Source organism: Nocardiopsis sp. NPDC055824, assembly GCF_053616335.1.
Genome location: NZ_JBSHDN010000008.1, coordinates 59242 through 79380 on the forward strand (window position 1 = coordinate 59242; position 20139 = coordinate 79380).

The window sequence follows — 20139 nt, forward strand, 5'->3', positions numbered from 1 at the left end:
AATCCCCGCCACCCCGGAGCGCTCCCGATGGCGGCGATCGGCCGCGGCCGTTCCGGGGTGTCAGGTCCTCGTCGGTGGTGCGCTCAGCGCCGCGGTCAGGAAAGTGATCGCCCAGTGCCGGGCTGCCTCGCCCGCTACCGGGGACGGGCAGGTCGGGGAGCTCTGCTGGTAGACCTCGACGCGGTCCACGGCCGTCACGGCGAGGATCCCCCGCATCCGGAACCGCAGTTCCTCGGGGGAAAGGTCGGGCAGTGCGCGCCCGAAGGCCGCCAGGTAGCGCTCGCGGACCGTGTCCTCGGCCGGGCCGGTCCAGCTGCGCACCTCCTCGGCCGGGTCGCCGAGGATCGTCACGATCAGCCGGGATGTCCGGGCGCCGCCCTCGTCGCCGGCCTGCATCTCGTCGAACAGCGGCCCCGTGAAGGCCTCCACCAGATCGGCGACCGCAGGGTCGGGAGTCCTGGCGAGCAGCCGGTCGAGCCCGGCGCACTGTGCGGCGTTGATGGGCTCGACCACCCGGCGGGCGACCGCGGACATGAGTTCCGCCTTCGACCCGAAGTGGTATCCGACGGCGGCCAGGTTCGCTCCGGCGAGGTCGGTGATCGCGCGGACCGAGGTGCCGCGGTAACCGCGTTCGGCGAAGAGGTGTTCGGCCGCGTCGAGGAGCTGGGTGCGGGTGTCAGGTGACGCCATGTCTGCGTACACTACAGACGTTTGATTCAAACGAACGTTTGATTGAAATGAGCATACGGAGAAGATCGCCATGAAACTGCTCGTGTACGGCGCCGGGGTTCTCGGCAGCCTGTTCGCCGTCCGTCTGCATGAGGCGGGGCACGACGTCGCGCTCCTGGCCCGGGGCGAGCGCCTGGCCGCCCTGCGCCGACACGGCGTGCAGCTCGCCGAGGAGGACAGCCCGGCCGTCAGGCGGGTACCGGTGCCCGTGGTCGAGCACCCGGACGGCGGGTACGACCTGACCGCGGTCCTGGTCCGCGCCCATCAGGTGGACGCGGTGCTGGGGTCGCTCGCCGGTCTCGAAGGCGACGTGCTGTTCCTGCACAACTGGGCGGGCGGCCCGGAGCCGCTGGGCTCGGTGATCGGCCACGAGCGGGTGCTGCTCGGCTTCGGCACGGACGGCGGCATGATGGACGGCGACGTGGTCCGCCACCGCGCGGACAGCTTCATCACCCGCCGGGTGGCGATGCCGATCGGTGAACCCGACGGCCGGACCACCCCGCGACTCGAACGGATCGTGCGGACGTTCCGCACCGCCGGGATCAACGCCAGGGCCGAGCCGAGGATGGACGCCTGGCTCAAGACGCATGCCGCGTTCGCGATGCCGCTCGAGCAGGCGGTGTACGCGGCGGGCGGCCCGGCGGCGCTGGCCGACGATCCGGAGGCGGTCCGCGGCATGCTCCGCCTCATACGGCAGAACCTGGCCGCCATGCCGACGCCGCCGGTCCCTCGCGGGTTCTCTGCGTTGCGGTCCCTGCCGGAAGGACTGCTCGTGGTCGTGCTGCGGCGCTTCCTGCGAAGCCCGGCGGCCGTGTACAGCGGACTCAGCAACGCCTCACCCGCGACGGCGGCCGAACTCGCGCGGCTGGCCGAACAGATCCGCGCCCATGCGAAAGACCGGTAGGCGGCCGCGTCTTCTCGGCCGGATCCCACGTGGGCGGAGAGTGAACCGAGTGCGATGGAAAGGGGCGATGGGGCAACGGTCCTCGGGTCAGAAGGTAGACCGATCCAGCTGGGCGGAGTGGTCCAGCGATCCAGGGTGGTTCGTCCAGATATCAAACGGTTCTGACCGCCGGTCATGCTCTTCTTCGTGCGGTCGGAATGCACGTGGATCCCACCGGAAGCGATCAGGTGACACCCCTTCTGCTCCAGGAGGGGGCGTTGAGGTGGCGAGGGTTCCTGCTCGGGTGTTCCCTCACCTCTGGTTCGGGCAGCGCCGCGCCTGCCCGTTGATCCCGTACACCGTCGACTCTGGGGCGGAGGCATCGGGTAGAGCTTCGCGCTCCCGGCGGCGGGCGCTAACGCGGCTCCAGTTCTCCCAGGTGATGCGCTCCAGCCATAAAGTGTCCGCGTTGGGGCGATGAGGAGGGAACAGGGCGAAAATTCGCGCGGTCCACCGAACCTCGGACGGAGGCCCCTTACCCCCTGGTCGACAACCGCCTGGTCGCTCGTGTGCCCGAGAACGCCTGTGGGACAGGCGTTCTGTGAATAGGTGCAGGATGCCTCGGTGGCGGGTGGTCCCTGCTTTCTCCGGGCCGCGGTTGCTCACCTCATGACCGCAAATGGTCACACACTGTTGCAGAAGGGAGAAACTCCCTACGCTTTCGAGCGTCCTCACCCCCTGGATGAACGGATCTTATTCGTGCGATTGCTCAAGAAGAGCCTCGCCACCGCCGTCGCGACGCTCGCGCTCGTCGCGAGTGGAGCCTTCACCGCAGCCCCGGCCTCCGCGGCCGGCTACAACGGTGCCTGCGGGGCGGGCTACGGCGTCGTCAACGCCGCTCAGGTGCCGAACAACCTGGGCACGGTCTTCCTGACCTACAACAACTCCAACGGCTACAACTGCGCGGTCACCATCCGGAACAACCCGGGCCCCTCCGTCCGCATGGACGTGTGGCTGCGCAGGGCCGGAGACCCGCCCTCACTCCAGCAGGACATGGGCGTGTACATCAGCTACGCCGGACCGGTGTACGTGTACGGGCGTGGTTCCTGCATGCAATGGGGAGGCTCCATCGACGGCAACGAGGTCAACCCGATCTCCCTCCCCTGCAACTGAGGCGCGCGGTGCGGGCCCGTTCTCCCTGATGTGGTGTCGGGGCAGTTCTCGGCTCCACCGGCAGATCCTCTCCTGGGGGCTGTGCCTCCGACGGTGCGCTCGAAGGGGGAGATATCGGCGGGCGGGACGGCGATCAGTCCCCGCCGTCTCCTCCGTCGCCCCCGTCACCGGAGCCGCCGCTGTAGCCCGCGCCGCCGCTGCGGTCGATGCCGTACTTGCGCTTGTACTCCCGCCACTCCCGCTGCTGCCGGTTCCACACCTGCCTGCTCATCCCCTTGGGTCGCCGAGGAGTGTTCTGGTCCTCCCCGCCCACGAGGACCATGAACCCGAGTGTCACGACGATCGTCACGACTATGGCCACCAGGGTCAGCAGGCCCTCGAGAAACGCGCCGACCGCGCCGACCACGTCGCCGACCACCTCCCGGGCGCCTGGATGGGTGAGGGCCCCGACCAGGGCCAGGAACGCGGCCCCGGCGGCAGCCCACATCGCAATGGTCAGGAGGTCGCGGATGCGGTTCCGGTGGCGGGCCCCGTCCAGGTGGTCGGTCGCCCAGACGCACCCGGCGCAGACGAGCACGTACACGGCCAGTATCGCCAGGAAGCCCTTCGTGCCGGTGCTCTCCGGCTGCGCGTGCGCGAGCAGGATCAGGGTCATGGCCGCGCTGCCGCCGGAGGACGCCGCCGCCACCTGCGTGAGTGTGTCGTCGCGGTCCTTGAGGCGCTTCTCCTCGGAGGCGCTGACCATCTTGCTGTAGGAGCCGACCACGACCCACAGCAGCCAGGCGGACGCGAGCGCGCACCCGGCCACGATCAGCAACATCACAGGCATAGCGGCCCTCCGCGGAGTGACGGTGGTCCGCTCCTTACCCGGTCCCATCCCGCCGACGACTGACGGCGGTGGCCGGATCAGGACACCGGCCCACCCCGTGCCGGGGCCGTCCTCAGCGGTCCACGCTCACGGGCGGGCGGCTCACGTGACGCACGGCGCATGGTCCTCAGTCGCGCAGAACGCTGTCGGCGGCGGTGAAGAGGGTCGCGGTCTCCGACGCGAGCAGGGCCTCCGTGCTCGGAAGCGCCCGCTCCAACGTCAGGCCGTTGACGACGGTGAGCAGGAACCTCGCGCGTGGTGCGTTGTCACCGCGGGGCAGCACCCCCTCGTCGACCAGGACCGACAGCCAGTGCTCCACGCGGTGCCGCATCTGGCGTTCGATGCCCAGGTAGGCCTGCCGTGCCTCCTCGGTCGGCTCGCAGGCGAAGTACGTCTCGTACATCGTGGCCCAGGTCTTCCTCGCCTCCTCGCCGGTCTCTGCGGGTGCGAGGAGCTGTCGCATGCAGGCGACCAGCCGGTCCCGTGCGGGCAGCGCCGTGTCGTGGATGGGGTCGCCGGGGAACACCGTCTCGTAGATCCCCGCGAGCACCGCGTCCTGCAGGGCGTGCTGCGTCGGGAAGTGGTGCCGCAGGGAGCCGGTACTCACCCCGGCCCTGGCGGCGACCGCCCGCACGCTCAGCCGTGCCGTCGGATCCTCGCCCAGCATCGCCGCGGCCGCAATCAGGATCTTGTCGCGAGAACTCGTCTTCGCGCTGGTCGTCTCAGTCATCGGACCTCCTTCGCCCATTTTGCCAATACACCGTACTAATACACTGTGTTAGTCTGTCGACGGCACCAACACAGTGTATTGGTGGGGGATGGCGCCGGGACGCGGGAAGGCGGGGGAGGGGCATGCTCGGCCAGTGGCGGAACCGCCTGGCGGCACGGCGCCTGAGGGAGGGGGACGGACACGCACTGCGGCGCTTCCGCTGGTGGCAGCTGTTCGGACGCTCCCTGTTCCACCTGCGCCTCACCGGCGACGACGGCCGCGAGGCCGAGTACACGATCGACGTCCGGCACCAGGGCGAGCCCGAGGACGGAGTGGTCAGGGCGCACCTGTACCTCGACGGCCGACACAGCGACCGGTCCAAGACCCCCGTGTCCTTCCCCGTCCCCGGAGGCCGCATCGAGGTCGCCACGAGCGGCTTCGGGCTCAAGCGCTGCCACTACGTCACCGACGACGGCGCGGAGCACCGGCTCACCCCCGACCCCCGGTCCGGCGAGGGGCGCCGCGCCCGCCTGGACCGCGAGCACCCGGCCCTGAGCCGCTGGATCGGGGCCGTCTCGGTGGTCCTGCTCATCGTCGGCGTCGGCCTGAACCTCCTCCAGATCATCGAACCGGTCTCACAGATCCCCCCGGTCCAGGAGGCCGTCGGCGCCTTCGCCTCCCCCGTCCGACTGCCGCTCTGGCTCGACATCGCGCTCGGCGCCGGCGCCGTCCTGGGCAGCGCCGAGCGCGCGCTCCGGCTGCGCTACTCCTGGCTGCTCGACGGTGCGGCCAACTGACGCTCTCCCCATCGAAAGGACACCCGTGACCATCCGCGACCCCGATCGCCCCCCGACGCCGTCCACCGGCCCCGTGCGCCCGACGCCGCTGTCGGAGCGGTCCCTGGCTCCCGACCTGGCCCGGGGCATGATGCTGCTGCTGATCGCCCTGGCCCACGTGCCCTACTTCCTGTACACCGCGCAGGCGGGCACGGTCGGGGTGCACCCGGTGGAGGGGGGTGCGGCCGACAGGATCGCCCAGGCCTTCACACTGATCGTGGTGGACGCCCGGGTCTACACGATGTTCGGGTTCCTGTTCGCCTACGGCATCGGACAGATGTACGCGCGCCAGACGGCCAAGGGCGCCGGCGCCGTTCAGACGCGGAGACTGCTGCGCCGACGCCACCTGTGGATGATCGTGTTCGGGGCGGTGCACGCGCTGCTGCTCTGGCAGGGCGACATCATCGGCATGTACGGGCTGATCGGCCTGGTCATGGTGCCGCTGTTCTTCCACCGCTCGGACCGCACGCTCAAGGTCTGGATCGGGGTTCTGCTGGGGCTGGCCGCGCTGGTCAGCCTGGCGGGCGCGCTGGCCACGACCGATGCCGGCGGCGCGGTGGCGGCCGAGGTGCAGCGGGCCAGCATCGCCGAGCCGTCCTATGCGGTCTCGGCGGCCGTGCGGCTCCCGGTGTGGGTGGTCCAGACGATCACCGGCATCGCGCAGTCCGCGCTGCCGGCGGCTTTCCTCATGGGGGTACTGGCAGCGCGGCACCGGCTGCTGGACGAGCCGGGGCGGCACCTGGTGCTGCTGCGACGGCTGGCGCTGTGGGGCATCGCCGCGGGGTGGACCACCGGCGCGGTTCTGGCCCTCCAGCACACCACGTCTCTTGAGTTCGGCCCGGTGTCGGTGCTGACGGGGGTGCACTTCGTCGCCGGGATCTTCACCGGGGTCGGGTACGCGGCGCTGTTCGGTCTGGTGGCGCACCGGTTGAGCGGGCGTGCGGCGGCCACGGCACGGCCGGTGCGGTGGATCGGGGCCCTGGGGCGACGCTCGATGAGCGGGTACCTGGCGCAGTCGCTGGTGTGGGGACCGGTGCTGGCCGCCTGGGGACTGGGCCTGGGCACGCACCTGTCGAGCTGGTCGGTTTCCTTGCTGGCGGTGGTCACCTGGGCGGCGACCGTGGCCGGGGCGGCCGTGCTGGAGCGGTCGGGCCGACGGGGCCCGGCGGAGGTACTGCTGCGCAAGCTGACCTATCGCCCGGTACGGTCCCGGGGCTGAGGCAGGTCGGCCGTCGGGGTCCTCCCTCGGGATCCCGGCGGCCCGGGGACAGCCACGCGCCGACGGAGGACGCGTCGGTGTACCCGGAGGCGCGGTCCTCGACCGCGCCGCAGGGCTGTGGTTCCCCCGGAGGCGTGAGGGCGGTCTGTGGTTCTCCCTCCCGCGGGGGAGGCGTCGACGACGGGATCCGTGTTGGCTTCTGCAATGACCTCCTCCACTGCGTCCACAACCGATCGTTCCCCTGTCCCTCCACCACCCGGCACTGCCGTGACCGCGATCGGCCTGCTGATGGCCCTGTGGTGCGTCGGGTTCGCCGTCTTCAACGTCGTCTTCGAGATCACCGACCGTTTCTCCGACGGCGCCTACGCCGACTACAGCTCCGCGATCACCGTGATGAACTGGCTCGTCGTCGGGCTGAAGGCACTGGGGGCTGCCGTGGCGCTGCTGTCGGTCGCCAAACGCCCGACGTTCGTTCCCCCGGCTCTCCTGGCCGTGGCGGTGTGGGCGGTTTTCGCGACGCTCGGCCTGTACGCCACGGGCAGCGTCGTACAGGTGGTCGGCATGGTTTCCGGCCTGGCGGGCGGGGTCGACCAGATCGACGCCGCCGGTGTCGGCTACGTGCTCCTCTTCCTGCTGGCCGCGGCCGGTTTCGGGATCCTGGCGGTCTCCCACTCACGGCGGAACGGCCTCCGGAAGGGCTTCGCCGTCCTCGGGGTGCTCGGCGCACCTGCCGTGCTGGGTCTTGTCCTGCTGGCCGTCCCGGCGCTGCTGGCCGCCCTCGGCCTCATGCCGGCACCCTGACAGTCCCCGGCGAGCGGCCGGCTGCGCTCGGCGCGCGGCCCCGGCACGGATGTCCGCTCCGGGGCTGCGCGGTTTGCGGGTGGCCCCGCACTCGGTGACACTCTTCTTTTCTGGCCGACACCCCACCGAGGACGGGCACACGAGATGATCACCAGCCGACGGCACCGAGGACTCTGGGTGGCAGCCGGCCTGGGGCTGGCACTCACCGGCTGCCTCCGTCCGGCACCGCTCGAGCCGTCCGGGCCCAGCGCCTTCCCACCGTGTTCGGATATCAACGGCCGGCTGATCGCCGATGTGGACAACGACGGCCACCCCGACCGCATCTCCGGCACCGGGGGCATAGGCAGCGACCTGGCCATCGCCTTCGGCGAGGAATCCGGGTTCGCGGAACCGCGGACCACGGGCGTCCTGCTCGGAAGCTCACGTGAAGCAGGTGAGGAGGTCATGGCGGCGGTGGCCGACTTCGACGGCGACGGGTGGCTCGACCTGGCGATCGCGGCCACCGCCCCCGTCGGAGGAGACGACCCGGTCCCCTCCAGGGTGGCCGAACTGCGCCTGGGCCCCTTCTCGGACCGGGGAACCGGACAGCGCACCCACGAACTGGACCTGGGGACCACGTTCGGCCTGCGCGTGGTCGACTTCGACGACGACGAGCACCCCGACCTCGCGTCCTACCGCTACGAGGGGGACGGCGTGTACGGGACGGGCGCCCTGCTGGGCGGTGGCGAGGACGGGCTGAGCGACCAGGACGAACGCTTCTCCGACGTCGACGCCCCCGGCTACAACCTTCCCAGGGCAGGACCCGAAGAACATCTTCCCCCCTCGGCCTCGGACCGGTTCCACCCGGCCTGCGATGCCTGACCCGGGCGCGCTCACCAGCTGACCCGGCCTGTGGCGCCGGCCTCGCCACCGGGCCGGGCGAGTATCGACCGGTGCCGGCGGGGATCGGCCGCTGGGTACGATGACCGGCATGTCCTCCTGAACGTGTGCGCAGCTCTTCTCCACCGCCGGGCCCGGGTGAGTCGCCTCGGGCGTCCCCGCCGGTGGTCCCACACGTACCAGGAGGAACCCCGTGAACTCCCTCTTCACCGCCCTGTCCGCCATGGCCGAGCGCCCCGCTCCCTACGCCCTCGTCACCACCGCGGACCTGTGGACCGACCCGCACATCTCCGAGCGCATGCTCGCCAACCACCTCGCCCCCGAGGTCGGGGCCGCCTCCCACCGGGCCGAGTTCGTCGACCGCGCCACGGACTGGATGGTCGGGCACTTCGGCCTGGGGGCCGGTTCCCGCGTGGCCGACCTCGGCTGCGGCCCGGGGTTGTACACCACCCGTCTGGCGCGCGCCAGCGCGCACGCGCTGGGGGTGGACTTCGCCCGGCTCTCCGTCGACCACGCCGAGAAGACCGCGCGGGCGGAGGGCCTGGACGCCCACCACCTGTGCCGCGACTACCTGTCCCTGCACCTGGGGGAGCGCTTCGACCTGATCGTGATGGTGATGCGCGACTACTGTGCGATGGCGCCCGAGGGCCGTTCCCGGCTGCTCGGGGTGGTCCGCCGACACCTCGCCAACGGAGGCGTCTTCCTGTTCGACGTGGACGCCGAACCGGCACTGGACCCGGTCCGCGAGGGGGCCGTCTACGCCCCCGACCTCATGGGCGGGTTCTGGGCGGACCGGCCCTACCACGGCTTCCGGCACACCTTCCGGTACGACGACGAGCGGGTGGGCCTGGACCGCTACGACATCGTCACAGCGGACGACACGAGGGTCTTCTGCAACTGGGTCCGCTACTTCACGCCCGACACGCTCGCCGCCGAGCTGGCCGACAGCGGGTTCGGAGTCGCTGAGGTGCACGGCGACCTGGCGGGCGCCCCCTACGATCCGGCTTCGGGGCAGTTCGCCGTGGTGGCCCGCCTGTCGGACTGATCGTTCAGGGGGAGGACCGGGTCCGGGCTCTGGCGGTAGGGCCCGCGGGTGTCGGGCCCCGGTGGAGGTTCCGGGTGGGGCCCGACGCGCCCTCTGCGGTCTTCCCGGGGCGGGCCGGGGACGAAGGCGGCGCGAGCGCCCCCCCCGGAGCCGAAACACATACGGCCTGCCGGGGAACCTCTCGTCCCCCGGAGCTGGGCTCTACCAAGGCAGACGGCGCCGGTCCGCCGGTCCGCTCCGCACGGCCGGATCGGCCTGCCCTCCGAGCAGCGAGAGCGTTGCACCGCGGTCCCTTTCCGGCTCACCCGGCAGGGAACCGCCTCCCACCGGACGGCGTGTCAGGCCCGCGTCGCCTCCAGCACCTCGTCGAGCGCCTGGAGGACCGCCTCGGGCTGCTCGTAGGGGATCTGGTGGCCGGCCCGCTCGGCGACGACCACCCGGCCCTGCGGGGACTGCGCGGCCAGGGCGAGGTGGTCGGCGTTCAGGTGCTCCAGGTGCGCCCGGGGCATACGCGGACGTCTGCCCGCCGTCACGACGCGCACGGGTACCGGCGGCAGCCCGACCTCCCGCCGCACCCGGGCGGTCTCCTCCATGGCCTGCGGCATCCCTGCCAGGATGGTCGCCAGCTCGCGCAGCTCCTGTGCGTTCCGGCCGCCGAACGCGGCACGCAGGCGCAGCAGCCGCGACACCGCACCGAACGACAGGCGGCGTACCGGGCCCGAGCCCGGAGGGGTTCCGGCGGCGGTCGGGTCCACGAACACCAGCCCTGACACGTCCTCGGGGTGGCGGGCCGCGTGGACCTGGGTGACGAGCCCGCCGTAGGACCAGCCGAGGAACACCGCGGGCAGTTCCAGGCCCAGGGCGTGCACGAGCCGGTGCAGGCCGTCGGCCGCCTCGGTGACGGTGGCGGCCTGTGTTCCGCCGGACCGGCCGACGCCGGCCCGGTCGTAGGTCACCACGGTGGCCCGCTCGGCCAGCCTCCGTTCCAGGTCCCGGCCCCAGGTGCCCACGCCCTGGCCGGAGCCTCCGCTCTCCAGGACCACCGTGGGGCCCTCGCCGACGATGCGCGCGCACAGCGCGTGCCCGCCCACGTCGACGGTGATCGGCGTCGGTGCGCCGTTGCTTTTGAAACCCTTGTCGTCCGCCATGGAGTCAACCTATGTTGACTCACGTCAGTGGTCAACTCCAGTTGACTTCCTCGGGTGTGCGGGGAACCCCGTGCGCCGGAAGGTGGCGAGGAGGACCACCACCGGACGTGGCCGCCCCTCGGTCGGCGGCGGGCCCGGACGCCGGGCAGGGCAGTGGTGCGGTGCGGCCGCTCGGTCCGTGTGTTCCCGGAAGCCCACCGGCGGTCCGCTTCCGCGAACGAAGGACTTCGGAAGCTCGACCCGCCCCGAGGACCTCCCGGGCGTCAGTTCCGGCCCGACCCGGTCTCGGGAGCGGTCAGCGGATCCCGGTCCTCCCGCCTGGAGGCCGTGCGGGGCGCGGACCAGCTCGCGAGGAGCTTGAGCCGCTCCTCGTGCGGGGTCCCCGGTTCGGCGGTGTAGAGCGAGAGGTCGTGCACGGCCCGCGGCGAGGTCGGCAGGTCCAGGGACCGGAAGGTCAGCTCCAGATCGCCCGCCTGCGGGTGGTGGAGGCGTTTGACGCCGTCGTGGCGGATGCGCACGTCGTGCGAGGCCCACAGGGAACAGAAGTCGTCGCTGAGGGTCGACAGCTCACCGATGAGTTCACGCAGCGCCCGGTCGTGGGGTTCGCGTCCGGCCTCGGCGTGCAGCAGCGCCACGGTCATCGCGGCCCCCGCCTGCCAGTCCGCGAAGAAGTCACGGGAGGCCGGGTCGAGGAAGTGGTAGCGGGCGAAGTTGGCCCGCCCGTGGGCGGCCGTCGTCGGGCTGGCGAACATCGGCGCGTGCAGGGCCCTGGCGAGGGCGTTCGTCGCGACCACGTCGAGTCGGCCGTTGCGCACGAACGCCGCCGACATCGTGATGGAGTCCAGCATCCACTGCACGGGCGGCGCGAGGGCGACCTCGCGGCGGCGGGTCGCCCTGCGGTGGGCCGGACGTGCGGCGCGGGCCAGGTCGAACAGGTGGGTGCGCTCCTCGTCGTCGAGGCGCAGCGCGTGGGCGACAGCGTCGAGCACCTCTTCGGACACACCCGCGATGTGGCCCTTCTCCAGACGGGTGTACCACTCGATGCTCACACCGGCCAGGACGGCGACCTCCTCGCGACGCAGTCCGGGGACACGGCGGCGGGTACCGGGGGGAAGCCCGACCTGTTCCGGGGACAACTTGGCCCGTCGACTGGCGAGGAAGCCCCTGATGTCCGCGCGATTGTCCATGCCGTCCACGATAGGCGCAGGTGAGCGCCTCAGGGGGGTTGAGGTTGTACCCCCACAAACGCAACCTTCTCCGCGTCGGCGGAGGCCGGTGAAGTGGGTGGTGACAGCGAAGGCACCACCACGACACGAGGTTCGCCATGCACGACGAAGCCGCACGGGTTTCCCATAAGAGCCGTTCGTCCCGTCTCCCCTTCGTCGTCTACGCCCTGGCGCTGGGAACGTTCCTGATGCTCACGACGGAGTTCGTCGTGGCCGGGATCCTGCCCGACATCGCCGCCGACGTGCGGGTGAGCGTCGCCCGGGCGGGAATGCTCATCACGGTTTTCGCGGCAGGCATGATCGTGGGCGCACCGCTCATGGCGATGCTGACCCTGCGGATGCCGCAGCGGGTGACGCTCGTGCTCGCCCTGGGAGTGTTCGCCCTCGGGCACGTGATCGTCGCCGTCGGCTCCGACTTCGGGGTGCTGCTCGCCGCACGCTTCCTCACAGCGCTGGCGACCGGTGCGTTCTGGGCCGTGGCCGCGGTGGTCGCCACCCGCGTCGCCGGCCCGGGAGCGGGCTCGCGGGCCGTGGGCGTCGTCAATGCCGGAGGGATGCTCGCGACCGTCCTGGGCGTTCCGCTCGGCGCGTTCGCCGGACAGCTCGTCGGCTGGCGCGGCACGTTCTGGGCGCTGGCGGTCCTCGCGGTCGTGGCGATGCCCGTGATCGCCCGCCACGTTCCCCGCGACGGCGGGCACCGGTCGATGTCGATCCGCTCGGAGCTGACCGCTCTGCGCTCCGGACGACTGTGGCTGGCGTTGGCGGCCTGCGCGGCCACGACCGGCGGTGTCCTGGCCGCGTACTCCTACGTCGCCCCGCTGCTCACCGGGCAGACGGGCATCCCCTCGGGCCTCGTTCCACTGGTACTCGCCGGCTTCGGCGTCGGCTCACTCCTCGGGTCCGTCCTGGGCGGCCGTCTCGGCGACACCCGCCCGCACACGGTGACGATCGTCGCGCCGTCGGCGACCGCACTGATCCTGTTGACGCTCTGCCTCGTCGCCAGCGCGCCGGTCCCGACGACGATCCTCCTCGTCCTGCTCGGGCTGTTCGGCCTCGGCGCGAACCCGGTGCTGATCTCGCTGGCGGTCCGCTACGCCGCCCACGCGCACACCCTGGGGTCCTCCCTCAGCGTCGCGGCCTTCAACTTCGGCACCGCGGCCGCCTCCTGGATCGGCGGCATCGCCCTCGGCACCGGCCTGGGCACCACGGGCCCCCTCGTCGTCGGAACGGCCATCGCCGCACTGACACTCATCCCCGCGACCGCACTGGCCGTGATCCGGCGCCGCCGTGACACGGCGGCGGGCCCCGAGGCCGCGAACGCCCTCTCCTGACCCGCACACCTCCGCCGCACCCGGCGGTTCCCGACCAAGAGCACCACCGAAAGAGAGAGCGACCATGCGCGCCACCCTCATGTACCGAGCCGGGGACGTCCGCGTCGAGAACGTGCCCGACTCCCGGATCCAACACCCCACCGACGCCCTGGTCCGCATCACCGCGTCCTGTGTCTGCGGCAGCGACCTGCACCCCTACCGCTCCATGGCCTCAGCCGAGGGCCCCGCCCGGATGGGGCACGAACTGATCGGCGTCGTCGAGGAGGTCGGCCCGGACGTGGCCACGCTCACCAGGGGCGACCTGGTCGTCTCACCGTTCGCCGTCTCCGACGACGTGTGCGAGTTCTGCCGGGAGAACCTGCAGACCTCCTGCTCCCACCACGAGGCCGGCTTCTGGGACGGCATCCCCGACGAAGGCGGCCAGGCCGAGGCGGTCCGTGTGCCGCTGGCCGACGGCACCCTGGTGAAGCTGCCGGTCGCGCCCGACTCGGCCCTGATCCCTTCGCTGCTCACCCTGGCCGACGTGCTGGGCACCGGCCACCACGCCGCCAGGGCCGCAGGCGTGGCCCCCGGTCAGCGCGTCACCGTGATAGGTGACGGCGCGGTGGGCCTGATGGCGGTGCTCTCGGCCAAGCGCCTGGGGGCCGAGCAGATCGTCCTCATGGGCCGCCACACCGACCGCACCGACCTGGGCCGGGAGTTCGGCGCCACCGACGTCGTCGCCGAGCGCGGCGAGGAGGGCATCGCCAGGGTCCGCGAACTCACCGGCGGCCACGGCTCGCACGCCGTCCTCGAAGCGGTCGGACACATGCCCGCCTACGAGCAGGCGCTCGGTGTGGTGCGCCCCGGCGGCGTGATCAGCCGTGTGGGCGTCCCGCAGTACGAGCAGGCGCCGATCGGCTTCGCGAGCCTGTTCCGGCACAACATCCGCCTGGCGGGCGGGCCCGCGCCGGTACGCGCCCACATCGAGGAGCTGCTGCCCGACATCCTGGACGGGACCATCGAGCCGGGCAGGGTCTTCGACGCCACCACCGACCTGGACGGCGTGCCCGCCGGCTACAAGGACATGGACGACCGCACGAGCCTGAAGGTCCTCATCAGGCCCTGACGCGGAGTGCGCCGGGTCCGCCCACGGCCGTAGCGGGCGGACCCGGCTTCCTCCGCGCCCCCGCACCGCTTCCGGCGGTGAGCGCCGGCGAGGGCCCGGAAGCAGCGTTCGAGTCGGCCACCGACAGCTCGTCGGGGGAGCGGGCGCTCTGCTCCGCGGAGAAGGACTCGTGCGGCACGGCCACGAACCCGGGGCCGCGAACAGGACGAACCGGCGCCCTGACGAACCGGCGCCGCCAACGGGGGCCACAGCCGGATTCCGTGGTGACCCCCGGAGGTGTCGCGCGCAGGTGTCGTTCCCTCGGGCCCCGGGCCGTTCACCGGCGACGGGGCCGACACGCGACCGCCGGCCCCGGCCGTCTGACCCGGCCGGCGCCCCGTGGTGTAATGTCGCCCCGCACACCACGACCGAGGAGGTGGGACCGATCACCGCAGCAGCAGGACGGGCGCTTCCACCCCGCGGTCACCCACCTCGCACGGCGTAGGTGAGCGCGGGAGCGCCCCCGGGCACCCCGAAAGGCTCCCTTGCCTCCGCAGTTCTCCCAGCACCACTTGCCACAGCCGCTCCCGACACCTTCCGAGACCGTCGCCCGCCTGCGCCGGGCGGGATGCGTGTTCGCGGAGGAGGAGGCGGCGCTGATCGCCGCCGCCGCGCGCACCCCCGACGAACTCACACGCCTGGTCGACCGGCGCGTCACCGGCTCCCCGCTCGAACACGTCCTGGGCTGGGCCCGTTTCCGCGGCCTGCGCCTGGTCGTGGAACCCGGCGTGTTCGTCCCCCGCCCGCGCAGCGAGTTCCACGTCGAACAGGCCCTCGCCCTCACCCGCCCCGGCGCCGTTCTCGTGGACCTGTGCTGCGGCACCGGCGCCCTGGGCGCCGCCCTGGCGAGCGAACGCGGGGGTGTGGAGCTGCACGCCGCGGACATCGACACCGCCAGCGTCCGCTGCGCCCGCCGCAACCTCGCCCCCCTGGGCGGGCACGTTCACCGGGGCGACCTGTTCGCGCCCCTGCCCCGCTCCCTGTACGGCCGCGTGGACGTGCTGGTCGCCAACGCCCCCTACGTCCCCACCCGAGAGATCGCCCTGCTGCCCTCCGAGGCCCGCGAGTACGAGTCGCGGATCTCGCTGGACGGCGGCTCCGACGGGCTCGACGTCGTGCGCCGCATCGCCGCGCAGGCCCGTCCCTGGCTGGCCCCCGGCGGCTGCCTGCTGGTGCAGACCCACCCCGGCCAGGCGCCCCCGGCGCTGTCCGCCTTCATCCGGGGCGGCCTGATCGCCGACGTCGTGACCTGCGATGACGCGGACAGTTCCGTCATCGTGGGCCGCCGTCCGTGACCGGGGGCCCGGGCCCCTGCCCCGCCCGGTTCCCGGCGGGAGCCGGACGGGGCACTCCGGGCGGGCGCTCCTCCCGGCCGCCCCGGCGGGGCCGCGTCCGCGGGTTCCGCGGCCTCGGGGTGAACTTGTCTGCTCTATGCTGTCCGTCATAAGTTACTTGCCGGTAGCTTCCCGGGTGCGGCGCATACCCACCAGCGGGGGAGCCCTACGTCCGGAAAGGCGGCACATGGGGCCGGGAAGGAGCCGCGGTCGCGAGGCGACGGTGCACAGAGCCGCACTGTCCCGGAGCCGCGGGCTGCCCGTGCCGCGCAGCGAACGCCCGGCCGCCTTCGCCGCAACCGAGGGCACAGCGGTCGTGCGCCGTGCCGGGCGCGGCACCGCGCCGCTCCGAGCCTCCGGCGAGGAAGACCACGACCCGCCGACCCGCGTTCCGCACCCGCACCGGGCCACCGGTGAGGGGCAGTCCCGCCCCTGACACCGTCCGCCACCACGACAAGGAGCACCATGCCCACACTCGAACGCCACGACGAGGTCCTCGTTCTCGACCTGGGCGACGGCGAGAACCGCTTCCACCCGGACTGGATCGCCTCGGTCAACGCCGCCCTGGACGAGGCCGAGCAGGTCCAGGGACCCCGTGCCCTGGTCACCGCCGCCACCGGGAAGTTCTACTCCAACGGCCTGGACCTGGACTGGCTGATGGCCAATGCCGACCACCACGAGGGCTACGTCGCCGACGTCCACCACCTGTTCGCGCGCATGCTGGCCCTGCCGATGCCCACGGTGGCGGCCCTGCAGGGCCACACCTTCGCCGCCGGCGCCATGTTCTCCCTCGCCCACGACCTGCGCGTGATGCGCGCCGACCGCGGCTTCTGGTGCCTGCCCGAGGCCGACATCAACATCCCCTTCACCCCGGGCATGTCGGCGCTCATCCAGGCGCGTCTGGCGCCGCAGACCGCGCACGAGGCCATGCTGACCGCCCGCCGCTACGGCGGCAACGACGCCGAGGCGGCCGGCATCGTGGACCGGGCCGTGTCCGAGCAGGACGTGCGCCCCACCGCCGTCGAACTGGCCCGCTCCCTGGCCGCCAAGGACGCCGCCACCATGGGCACCATCAAGTCCCGCATGTACGCCCCCGTCCTGGACGTGCTGCGGGACGAGGACGCCCCCCTCGGCTGATGCCGCAGGGGGTCCGCGCCCGGCCCCGGGACCGCGCAGTACGGACCCGGGGCCGAGGCGGCAGCGCACGGCCGCGCCCCGCCCCACCGACCCCGCACCCCGGGCCCAGGGCGGGTTGCCGGAACCCGCCGACACGGGTCTGTCGCACGGATGCCAGAGTGGGACCACCACGACCGCCCTCTCTGGAGACCGATCCGTTCACATGCGCTTGCTGCTCGTCCGCCACGGCCAGACCCCGTCCAACCTCAAGCACCTCCTGGACACGGCAGAACCAGGTCCGGGGCTGACCCCGCTGGGCCAGCAGCAGGCGGCGGCACTTCCCGGAGTGCTGGCGGGCGAGGAGATCGACGCCCTCTACGCCTCCACGCTGATCCGCACCCAGCTCACCGCCGCACCGCTGGCGGCCGACACGGGGCTCGAGGTCCGGGTGCGGGACGGCATCCGGGAACTGATCGCCGGCGACCTGGAGATGCGGGGTGACGAGCTCGCCGCCGAGACGTACCTGAGCACCGCCTTCGCCTGGTCCGCGGGGGAGACCGGGCTCCGCATGCCTGGCGGGGAGAACGGGGTCGAGGCCCTCCGGCGCTTCGACGCCGTGGTCGAGGAGGCCGCGGACACCGGGGCGCGGACGGTGGCCATGGTCAGCCACGGCGCCGTCATCCGCATGTGGGTGGCGGCCCGCGCCGAGAACGTCGACGTCGCGTTCGCGTCGGCCCACGTACTGGAGAACACCGGCGTCGTCGTCCTCTCCGGTACCCCCGCCGAAGGGTGGCGCGCGCAGACGTGGATGGGCAAGACCGTCGGTCCCGACAGCAGTGTTCCCGGAGCGGAGAGCGGTCCTGCCGGCGAGGCCGTGGACGGCGTCGAGGCCTGAGCGACTTCCCGGAGCCGCCCGTCAGCTGCCCGAGTGGGCTCGCGCGGGCTCGGCCTCCGGGGTGAGGGCCGCCTGGAAGACGCCGAAGTTCCCGGTCATCCACAGGGCCGTCAGCTTGACCTTGGAGATCCGCCAGCCGGCCGGGGTCCGTTCGAACCGGTTCGTGTAGTACCCGTAGACGGTCTGCTCGCTGTCGCCGGTGCTGTTCGGCAGGTGGTGACCGGCTCGGACGTAGGCCACGCCTGTGGCGTGATCGTCGTCGTCGAAGGTGATCACGTGGTTCGTGATCATGTGCTGCGTCGCCTTGAACGACTCCATCCTCGGTGCGGTCCCCCTGACCCAGTCGTCGGCCTTGAGGCGGACGACTGGTTGGCCGAAGCCGTCACTGAAGTCGACCTCGACCTCGTCGGTGAAGCAGCTCCGGAACAGCTCCCAGTCACGGGAGTCGGTTCCCGTGGCGTAGCGGAGCTGGACGTCGCTGATCTCGGCGCGGTCCAGCAGACGGCGCAGGCGGTTCTCATCGACGGGCAATTCGTGTGACTGTGTCATGCGAACACTGTGGGGTCTTGATGTGACGCTGTCAAGTAGAATGTGCCCCATGGTGACGCGAACCGAAGCAGCCGCGGCGACCCGCAGCGCCCTCGTGCGCGCCGCATCCGAACTGCTCGACGAGGGGGGACCCGACGCGGTGACGCTCCGGGGTGTGGGGGCCCGCGCCGGGGTCTCCCGCGGCGCACCCTACGGGCACTTCGAGAACAAGGAGCACCTGCTGACCAGGCTCGCCATCGACGCCTGGAACTCCCTGGCGGACAAGGTGGAACAGCTGAGGGCCGCACCGGACACGACCCCCGGCGAACGGCTCGAGCACGCCGTGCTGGAGCTCATCGGGGTCGGCCGACGCCAACCGCACCTGTACGCACTGATGTTCAGCACCCCGGCGGACGACCCGGAGGCCGTCGAGGCCGCGAGCCGCCTGGAGAACGCGTTCCTCGCCATCGTCGCCGACGTGGTCGGCGAAGCGGACTCACTCAGCTACGGCGCCCTGCTGATGTCGAGCGCGCACGGCATTGCCGGGCTGGAGCTCAGCGGCCACCTGGCGAAGGAGAAGTGGAAGATCAACGGGGACCAGCTCGTGCGCATGATGATCGACTCCATCCGGGCCGGCGCCGGGAACACCGACGCACGCGCCTGAGAAGCCGACGAACCCGGTCACCGCTGCGGTTCGGTCCCCGGCGGCACGGCGTCCCGGCCGGGACACCGCAGCCTGCCCGTCGGTGGGTACTCCTGCGCAGGGCCGGTGTCATGACCGACCGGACCGGAACCACCGCCGCCGCGTCCGCACCCGAGTACCTGGCCGCGGCCCTGCGCCGCCGTGAGGAGTCGGCCGGCGCCGCCGGGGTGCGGATCGGACACGGTCAGGTGGTGCACCGTCCGGCCACGCACCTGTGGGCGAGGACGGCTGCGGGAGTGGCTCGCCCCGGCGGAAGGCCGGTGCGAACCTCCCTGCCCGCGCGGGACTCTCACCGGTATCCGTGAAGGGGAGGGACATGGCGGGCGTCGGGGAAAGAGTGGACGGATACCGGCTCGTGGGCGACCTCGGCGCGGACCCCCGAGGCGCGCACTTCCGGGCGGTGGACGCCGGGGGCGCACCGCATGTGCTCACGCTCGTGTCGGGCGAAACGGCGCGCACACCCGGGTTCCGCGAACGACTCGAACGGTCGGTGGCGCTGTCGCTGCGGGTGTCCTCCTTCTCCCTGCTGACGGCGGTGGACGCCGACCCGTGGGCCGACACGCCGTGGGTCGCCTTCCGGGACGCCGGGCACGCCGAACCCCTGAGCGAGCGGATCGCCGGCGGGGACCTGCTCGCGGACCGGGAGCTGTACCGGTTCGCCGTGCACACCGCCACCGCGCTGGCGGTCCTGCACGGCGAGGGCATCGTCCACCACGGGGTCACCGGGGAGGACATCCTGGTGGGCGCGGACGGCGCGGTCGTCGTCGACCGTGTCGTCGCCCGAGCGGTGGAGACCACCGCCGACGGCAGCCGATCTCTCCTGACACCGCAGCAGCCGGAGCCGGAGCGGCGGGGCGGTGGTCGGGGCACCGGCGCCGACGACGTCTTCGGTTGGGCGGCGACCGTGGTCCGGGCGGCCACGGGGAGGTCGGCGTTCCCCGGGCCGCCATGCCCCGAGACGGCCGCCCGCGCGGTGACGGGGCGACCGGACCTGGAGGGGGTGTCCCGACCGCTGTCGTCGGTGCTGGAAAGCTGCCTGGTCCACGACCCCGCGCGTCGGCCCGGCGCGCACCGGGTGCTGGCCGTCCTGCTCGGATACACGGGGGAAGACGTGTGTCCCGAACTGGGGGAGCTCCATGCGCGGTCCCTCCGGTTCGGGGCCAGGAAGAGGTGGATGCCCCTGGAGGTCGACCTCGGAGTCCTGGAGGGCGGGTTCAGGGCCCGTGCCCGGGAGGAGGTACGGAGGCGGGTAGCGGCGTCCGAGCCGGAGAATCCTGGTGGATTGAACCTCATCTGGCAGCCGCCGGACATGGACGGCGGCGATGGGGACTGAACCGGTGTAGCGGCCACGCCCGGCCTTGCCTGCCCCGTACTTCGCGGCCGAGGCAGGCACGGACGCCCTCGCCGAGAGCTACATCGACGACGGCCGGGACCTCTGGACCGAGTCCGACACCGGCCCCGTCGGCGCCGTGACCGTCGAGGACTTCCTCGCCCACGGGAACGGCACCCTCGGCGACGGCTCCCAGGCGGGCGCCCGCTCCCGCCCCGTCCCGCCGCCGTCCGTCGCCC

General features: G+C 72.3%; 21 protein-coding genes. 15 read left to right on the forward strand and 6 right to left on the reverse strand.

Going from position 1 to position 20139, the window contains the following annotated elements; translation table 11 throughout:
• Positions 1-60 precede the first annotated feature (60 nt).
• Positions 61-690: a TetR/AcrR family transcriptional regulator gene (locus ACWGL3_RS03990; protein ID WP_267945043.1), complete on the reverse strand. Its 630-nt coding sequence runs from the start codon at positions 688-690 to the stop codon at positions 61-63.
• Positions 691-760: 70 nt separating this feature from the next.
• Here ACWGL3_RS03990 and ACWGL3_RS03995 point away from each other — a divergent pair, with 70 nt between their 5' ends.
• Both ACWGL3_RS03995 and ACWGL3_RS04000 read left to right on the forward strand, forming a co-directional pair.
• Complete coding sequence (locus tag ACWGL3_RS03995; RefSeq protein WP_452460800.1) at positions 761-1633, forward strand: ketopantoate reductase family protein; 873 nt, start codon at positions 761-763, stop codon at positions 1631-1633.
• A gap of 738 nt (positions 1634-2371) precedes the next feature.
• Positions 2372-2785, forward strand: coding sequence for a spore-associated protein A (locus ACWGL3_RS04000; RefSeq protein WP_267945041.1), 414 nt, complete (start codon positions 2372-2374; stop codon positions 2783-2785).
• 133 nt (positions 2786-2918) lie between these two features.
• Here ACWGL3_RS04000 and ACWGL3_RS04005 read toward each other — a convergent pair whose 3' ends face one another.
• Complete coding sequence (locus ACWGL3_RS04005; RefSeq protein WP_452460801.1) at positions 2919-3614, reverse strand: hypothetical protein; 696 nt, start codon at positions 3612-3614, stop codon at positions 2919-2921.
• Positions 3615-3780: 166 nt separating this feature from the next.
• On the reverse strand, positions 3781-4383 hold the full coding sequence (locus tag ACWGL3_RS04010) for a TetR/AcrR family transcriptional regulator (RefSeq protein ID WP_452460802.1): 603 nt from the start codon (positions 4381-4383) through the stop codon (positions 3781-3783).
• A gap of 122 nt (positions 4384-4505) precedes the next feature.
• Between ACWGL3_RS04010 and ACWGL3_RS04015 the strand changes: the two genes are divergently transcribed.
• The 5 genes from ACWGL3_RS04015 (at position 4506) to ACWGL3_RS04035 (ending at position 9142) form a co-directional block, all read left to right on the forward strand.
• Positions 4506-5159, forward strand: a complete 654-nt coding sequence (locus ACWGL3_RS04015) for a hypothetical protein (RefSeq protein WP_452460803.1) — start codon at positions 4506-4508, stop codon at positions 5157-5159.
• Between the two features lie 25 nt (positions 5160-5184).
• Positions 5185-6417 (forward strand): DUF418 domain-containing protein, encoded by a 1233-nt coding sequence (locus tag ACWGL3_RS04020; protein ID WP_452460804.1) that lies wholly within the window; start codon positions 5185-5187, stop codon positions 6415-6417.
• 267 nt (positions 6418-6684) lie between these two features.
• A complete protein-coding gene (locus ACWGL3_RS04025) occupies positions 6685-7218 on the forward strand; it encodes a hypothetical protein (RefSeq protein ID WP_267945036.1) in 534 nt (177 codons plus the stop codon).
• A gap of 294 nt (positions 7219-7512) precedes the next feature.
• Positions 7513-8079: an FG-GAP repeat domain-containing protein gene (locus tag ACWGL3_RS04030; protein WP_267945035.1), complete on the forward strand. Its 567-nt coding sequence runs from the start codon at positions 7513-7515 to the stop codon at positions 8077-8079.
• A 211-nt stretch (positions 8080-8290) separates the two neighbouring features.
• Positions 8291-9142 (forward strand): SAM-dependent methyltransferase, encoded by an 852-nt coding sequence (locus ACWGL3_RS04035; RefSeq protein WP_267945034.1) that lies wholly within the window; start codon positions 8291-8293, stop codon positions 9140-9142.
• A gap of 338 nt (positions 9143-9480) precedes the next feature.
• Here ACWGL3_RS04035 and ACWGL3_RS04040 read toward each other — a convergent pair whose 3' ends face one another.
• Positions 9481-10290 carry an alpha/beta fold hydrolase gene (locus ACWGL3_RS04040; RefSeq protein WP_267945033.1) on the reverse strand — a complete coding sequence of 270 codons (810 nt, stop codon included), beginning with the start codon at positions 10288-10290 and terminating at the stop codon, positions 9481-9483.
• 263 nt (positions 10291-10553) lie between these two features.
• Complete coding sequence (locus ACWGL3_RS04045) at positions 10554-11477, reverse strand: helix-turn-helix transcriptional regulator (RefSeq protein ID WP_267945032.1); 924 nt, start codon at positions 11475-11477, stop codon at positions 10554-10556.
• Positions 11478-11614: 137 nt separating this feature from the next.
• Here ACWGL3_RS04045 and ACWGL3_RS04050 point away from each other — a divergent pair, with 137 nt between their 5' ends.
• The 5 genes from ACWGL3_RS04050 (at position 11615) to ACWGL3_RS04070 (ending at position 17339) form a co-directional block, all read left to right on the forward strand.
• Positions 11615-12847 (forward strand): MFS transporter, encoded by a 1233-nt coding sequence (locus ACWGL3_RS04050; protein WP_452460805.1) that lies wholly within the window; start codon positions 11615-11617, stop codon positions 12845-12847.
• A 64-nt stretch (positions 12848-12911) separates the two neighbouring features.
• Positions 12912-13955, forward strand: a complete 1044-nt coding sequence (locus ACWGL3_RS04055) for a zinc-binding dehydrogenase (RefSeq protein WP_452460806.1) — start codon at positions 12912-12914, stop codon at positions 13953-13955.
• A gap of 551 nt (positions 13956-14506) precedes the next feature.
• The gene (locus tag ACWGL3_RS04060; protein ID WP_267945029.1) at positions 14507-15289 is read left to right on the forward strand and encodes a putative protein N(5)-glutamine methyltransferase; all 783 of its coding nucleotides are present in this window, start codon (positions 14507-14509) and stop codon (positions 15287-15289) included.
• Positions 15290-15793: 504 nt separating this feature from the next.
• Positions 15794-16465, forward strand: a complete 672-nt coding sequence (locus ACWGL3_RS04065) for an enoyl-CoA hydratase-related protein (RefSeq protein WP_267945028.1) — start codon at positions 15794-15796, stop codon at positions 16463-16465.
• A 202-nt stretch (positions 16466-16667) separates the two neighbouring features.
• Complete coding sequence (locus ACWGL3_RS04070; RefSeq protein WP_452460807.1) at positions 16668-17339, forward strand: histidine phosphatase family protein; 672 nt, start codon at positions 16668-16670, stop codon at positions 17337-17339.
• Between the two features lie 21 nt (positions 17340-17360).
• Here ACWGL3_RS04070 and ACWGL3_RS04075 read toward each other — a convergent pair whose 3' ends face one another.
• A complete protein-coding gene (locus ACWGL3_RS04075; protein WP_267945026.1) occupies positions 17361-17888 on the reverse strand; it encodes a nuclear transport factor 2 family protein in 528 nt (175 codons plus the stop codon).
• Between the two features lie 49 nt (positions 17889-17937).
• Here ACWGL3_RS04075 and ACWGL3_RS04080 point away from each other — a divergent pair, with 49 nt between their 5' ends.
• From ACWGL3_RS04080 to ACWGL3_RS04090, 3 genes are all read left to right on the forward strand, one after another.
• Positions 17938-18531: a TetR/AcrR family transcriptional regulator gene (locus ACWGL3_RS04080; protein WP_267945025.1), complete on the forward strand. Its 594-nt coding sequence runs from the start codon at positions 17938-17940 to the stop codon at positions 18529-18531.
• A gap of 355 nt (positions 18532-18886) precedes the next feature.
• Entirely contained in the window at positions 18887-19903 is a 1017-nt protein-coding gene (locus tag ACWGL3_RS04085; protein ID WP_267945024.1) for a protein kinase, read from the forward strand.
• A 25-nt stretch (positions 19904-19928) separates the two neighbouring features.
• A partial coding sequence (locus tag ACWGL3_RS04090; RefSeq protein ID WP_452460808.1) for a hypothetical protein occupies positions 19929-20139 on the forward strand: 211 nt, incomplete at its 3' end.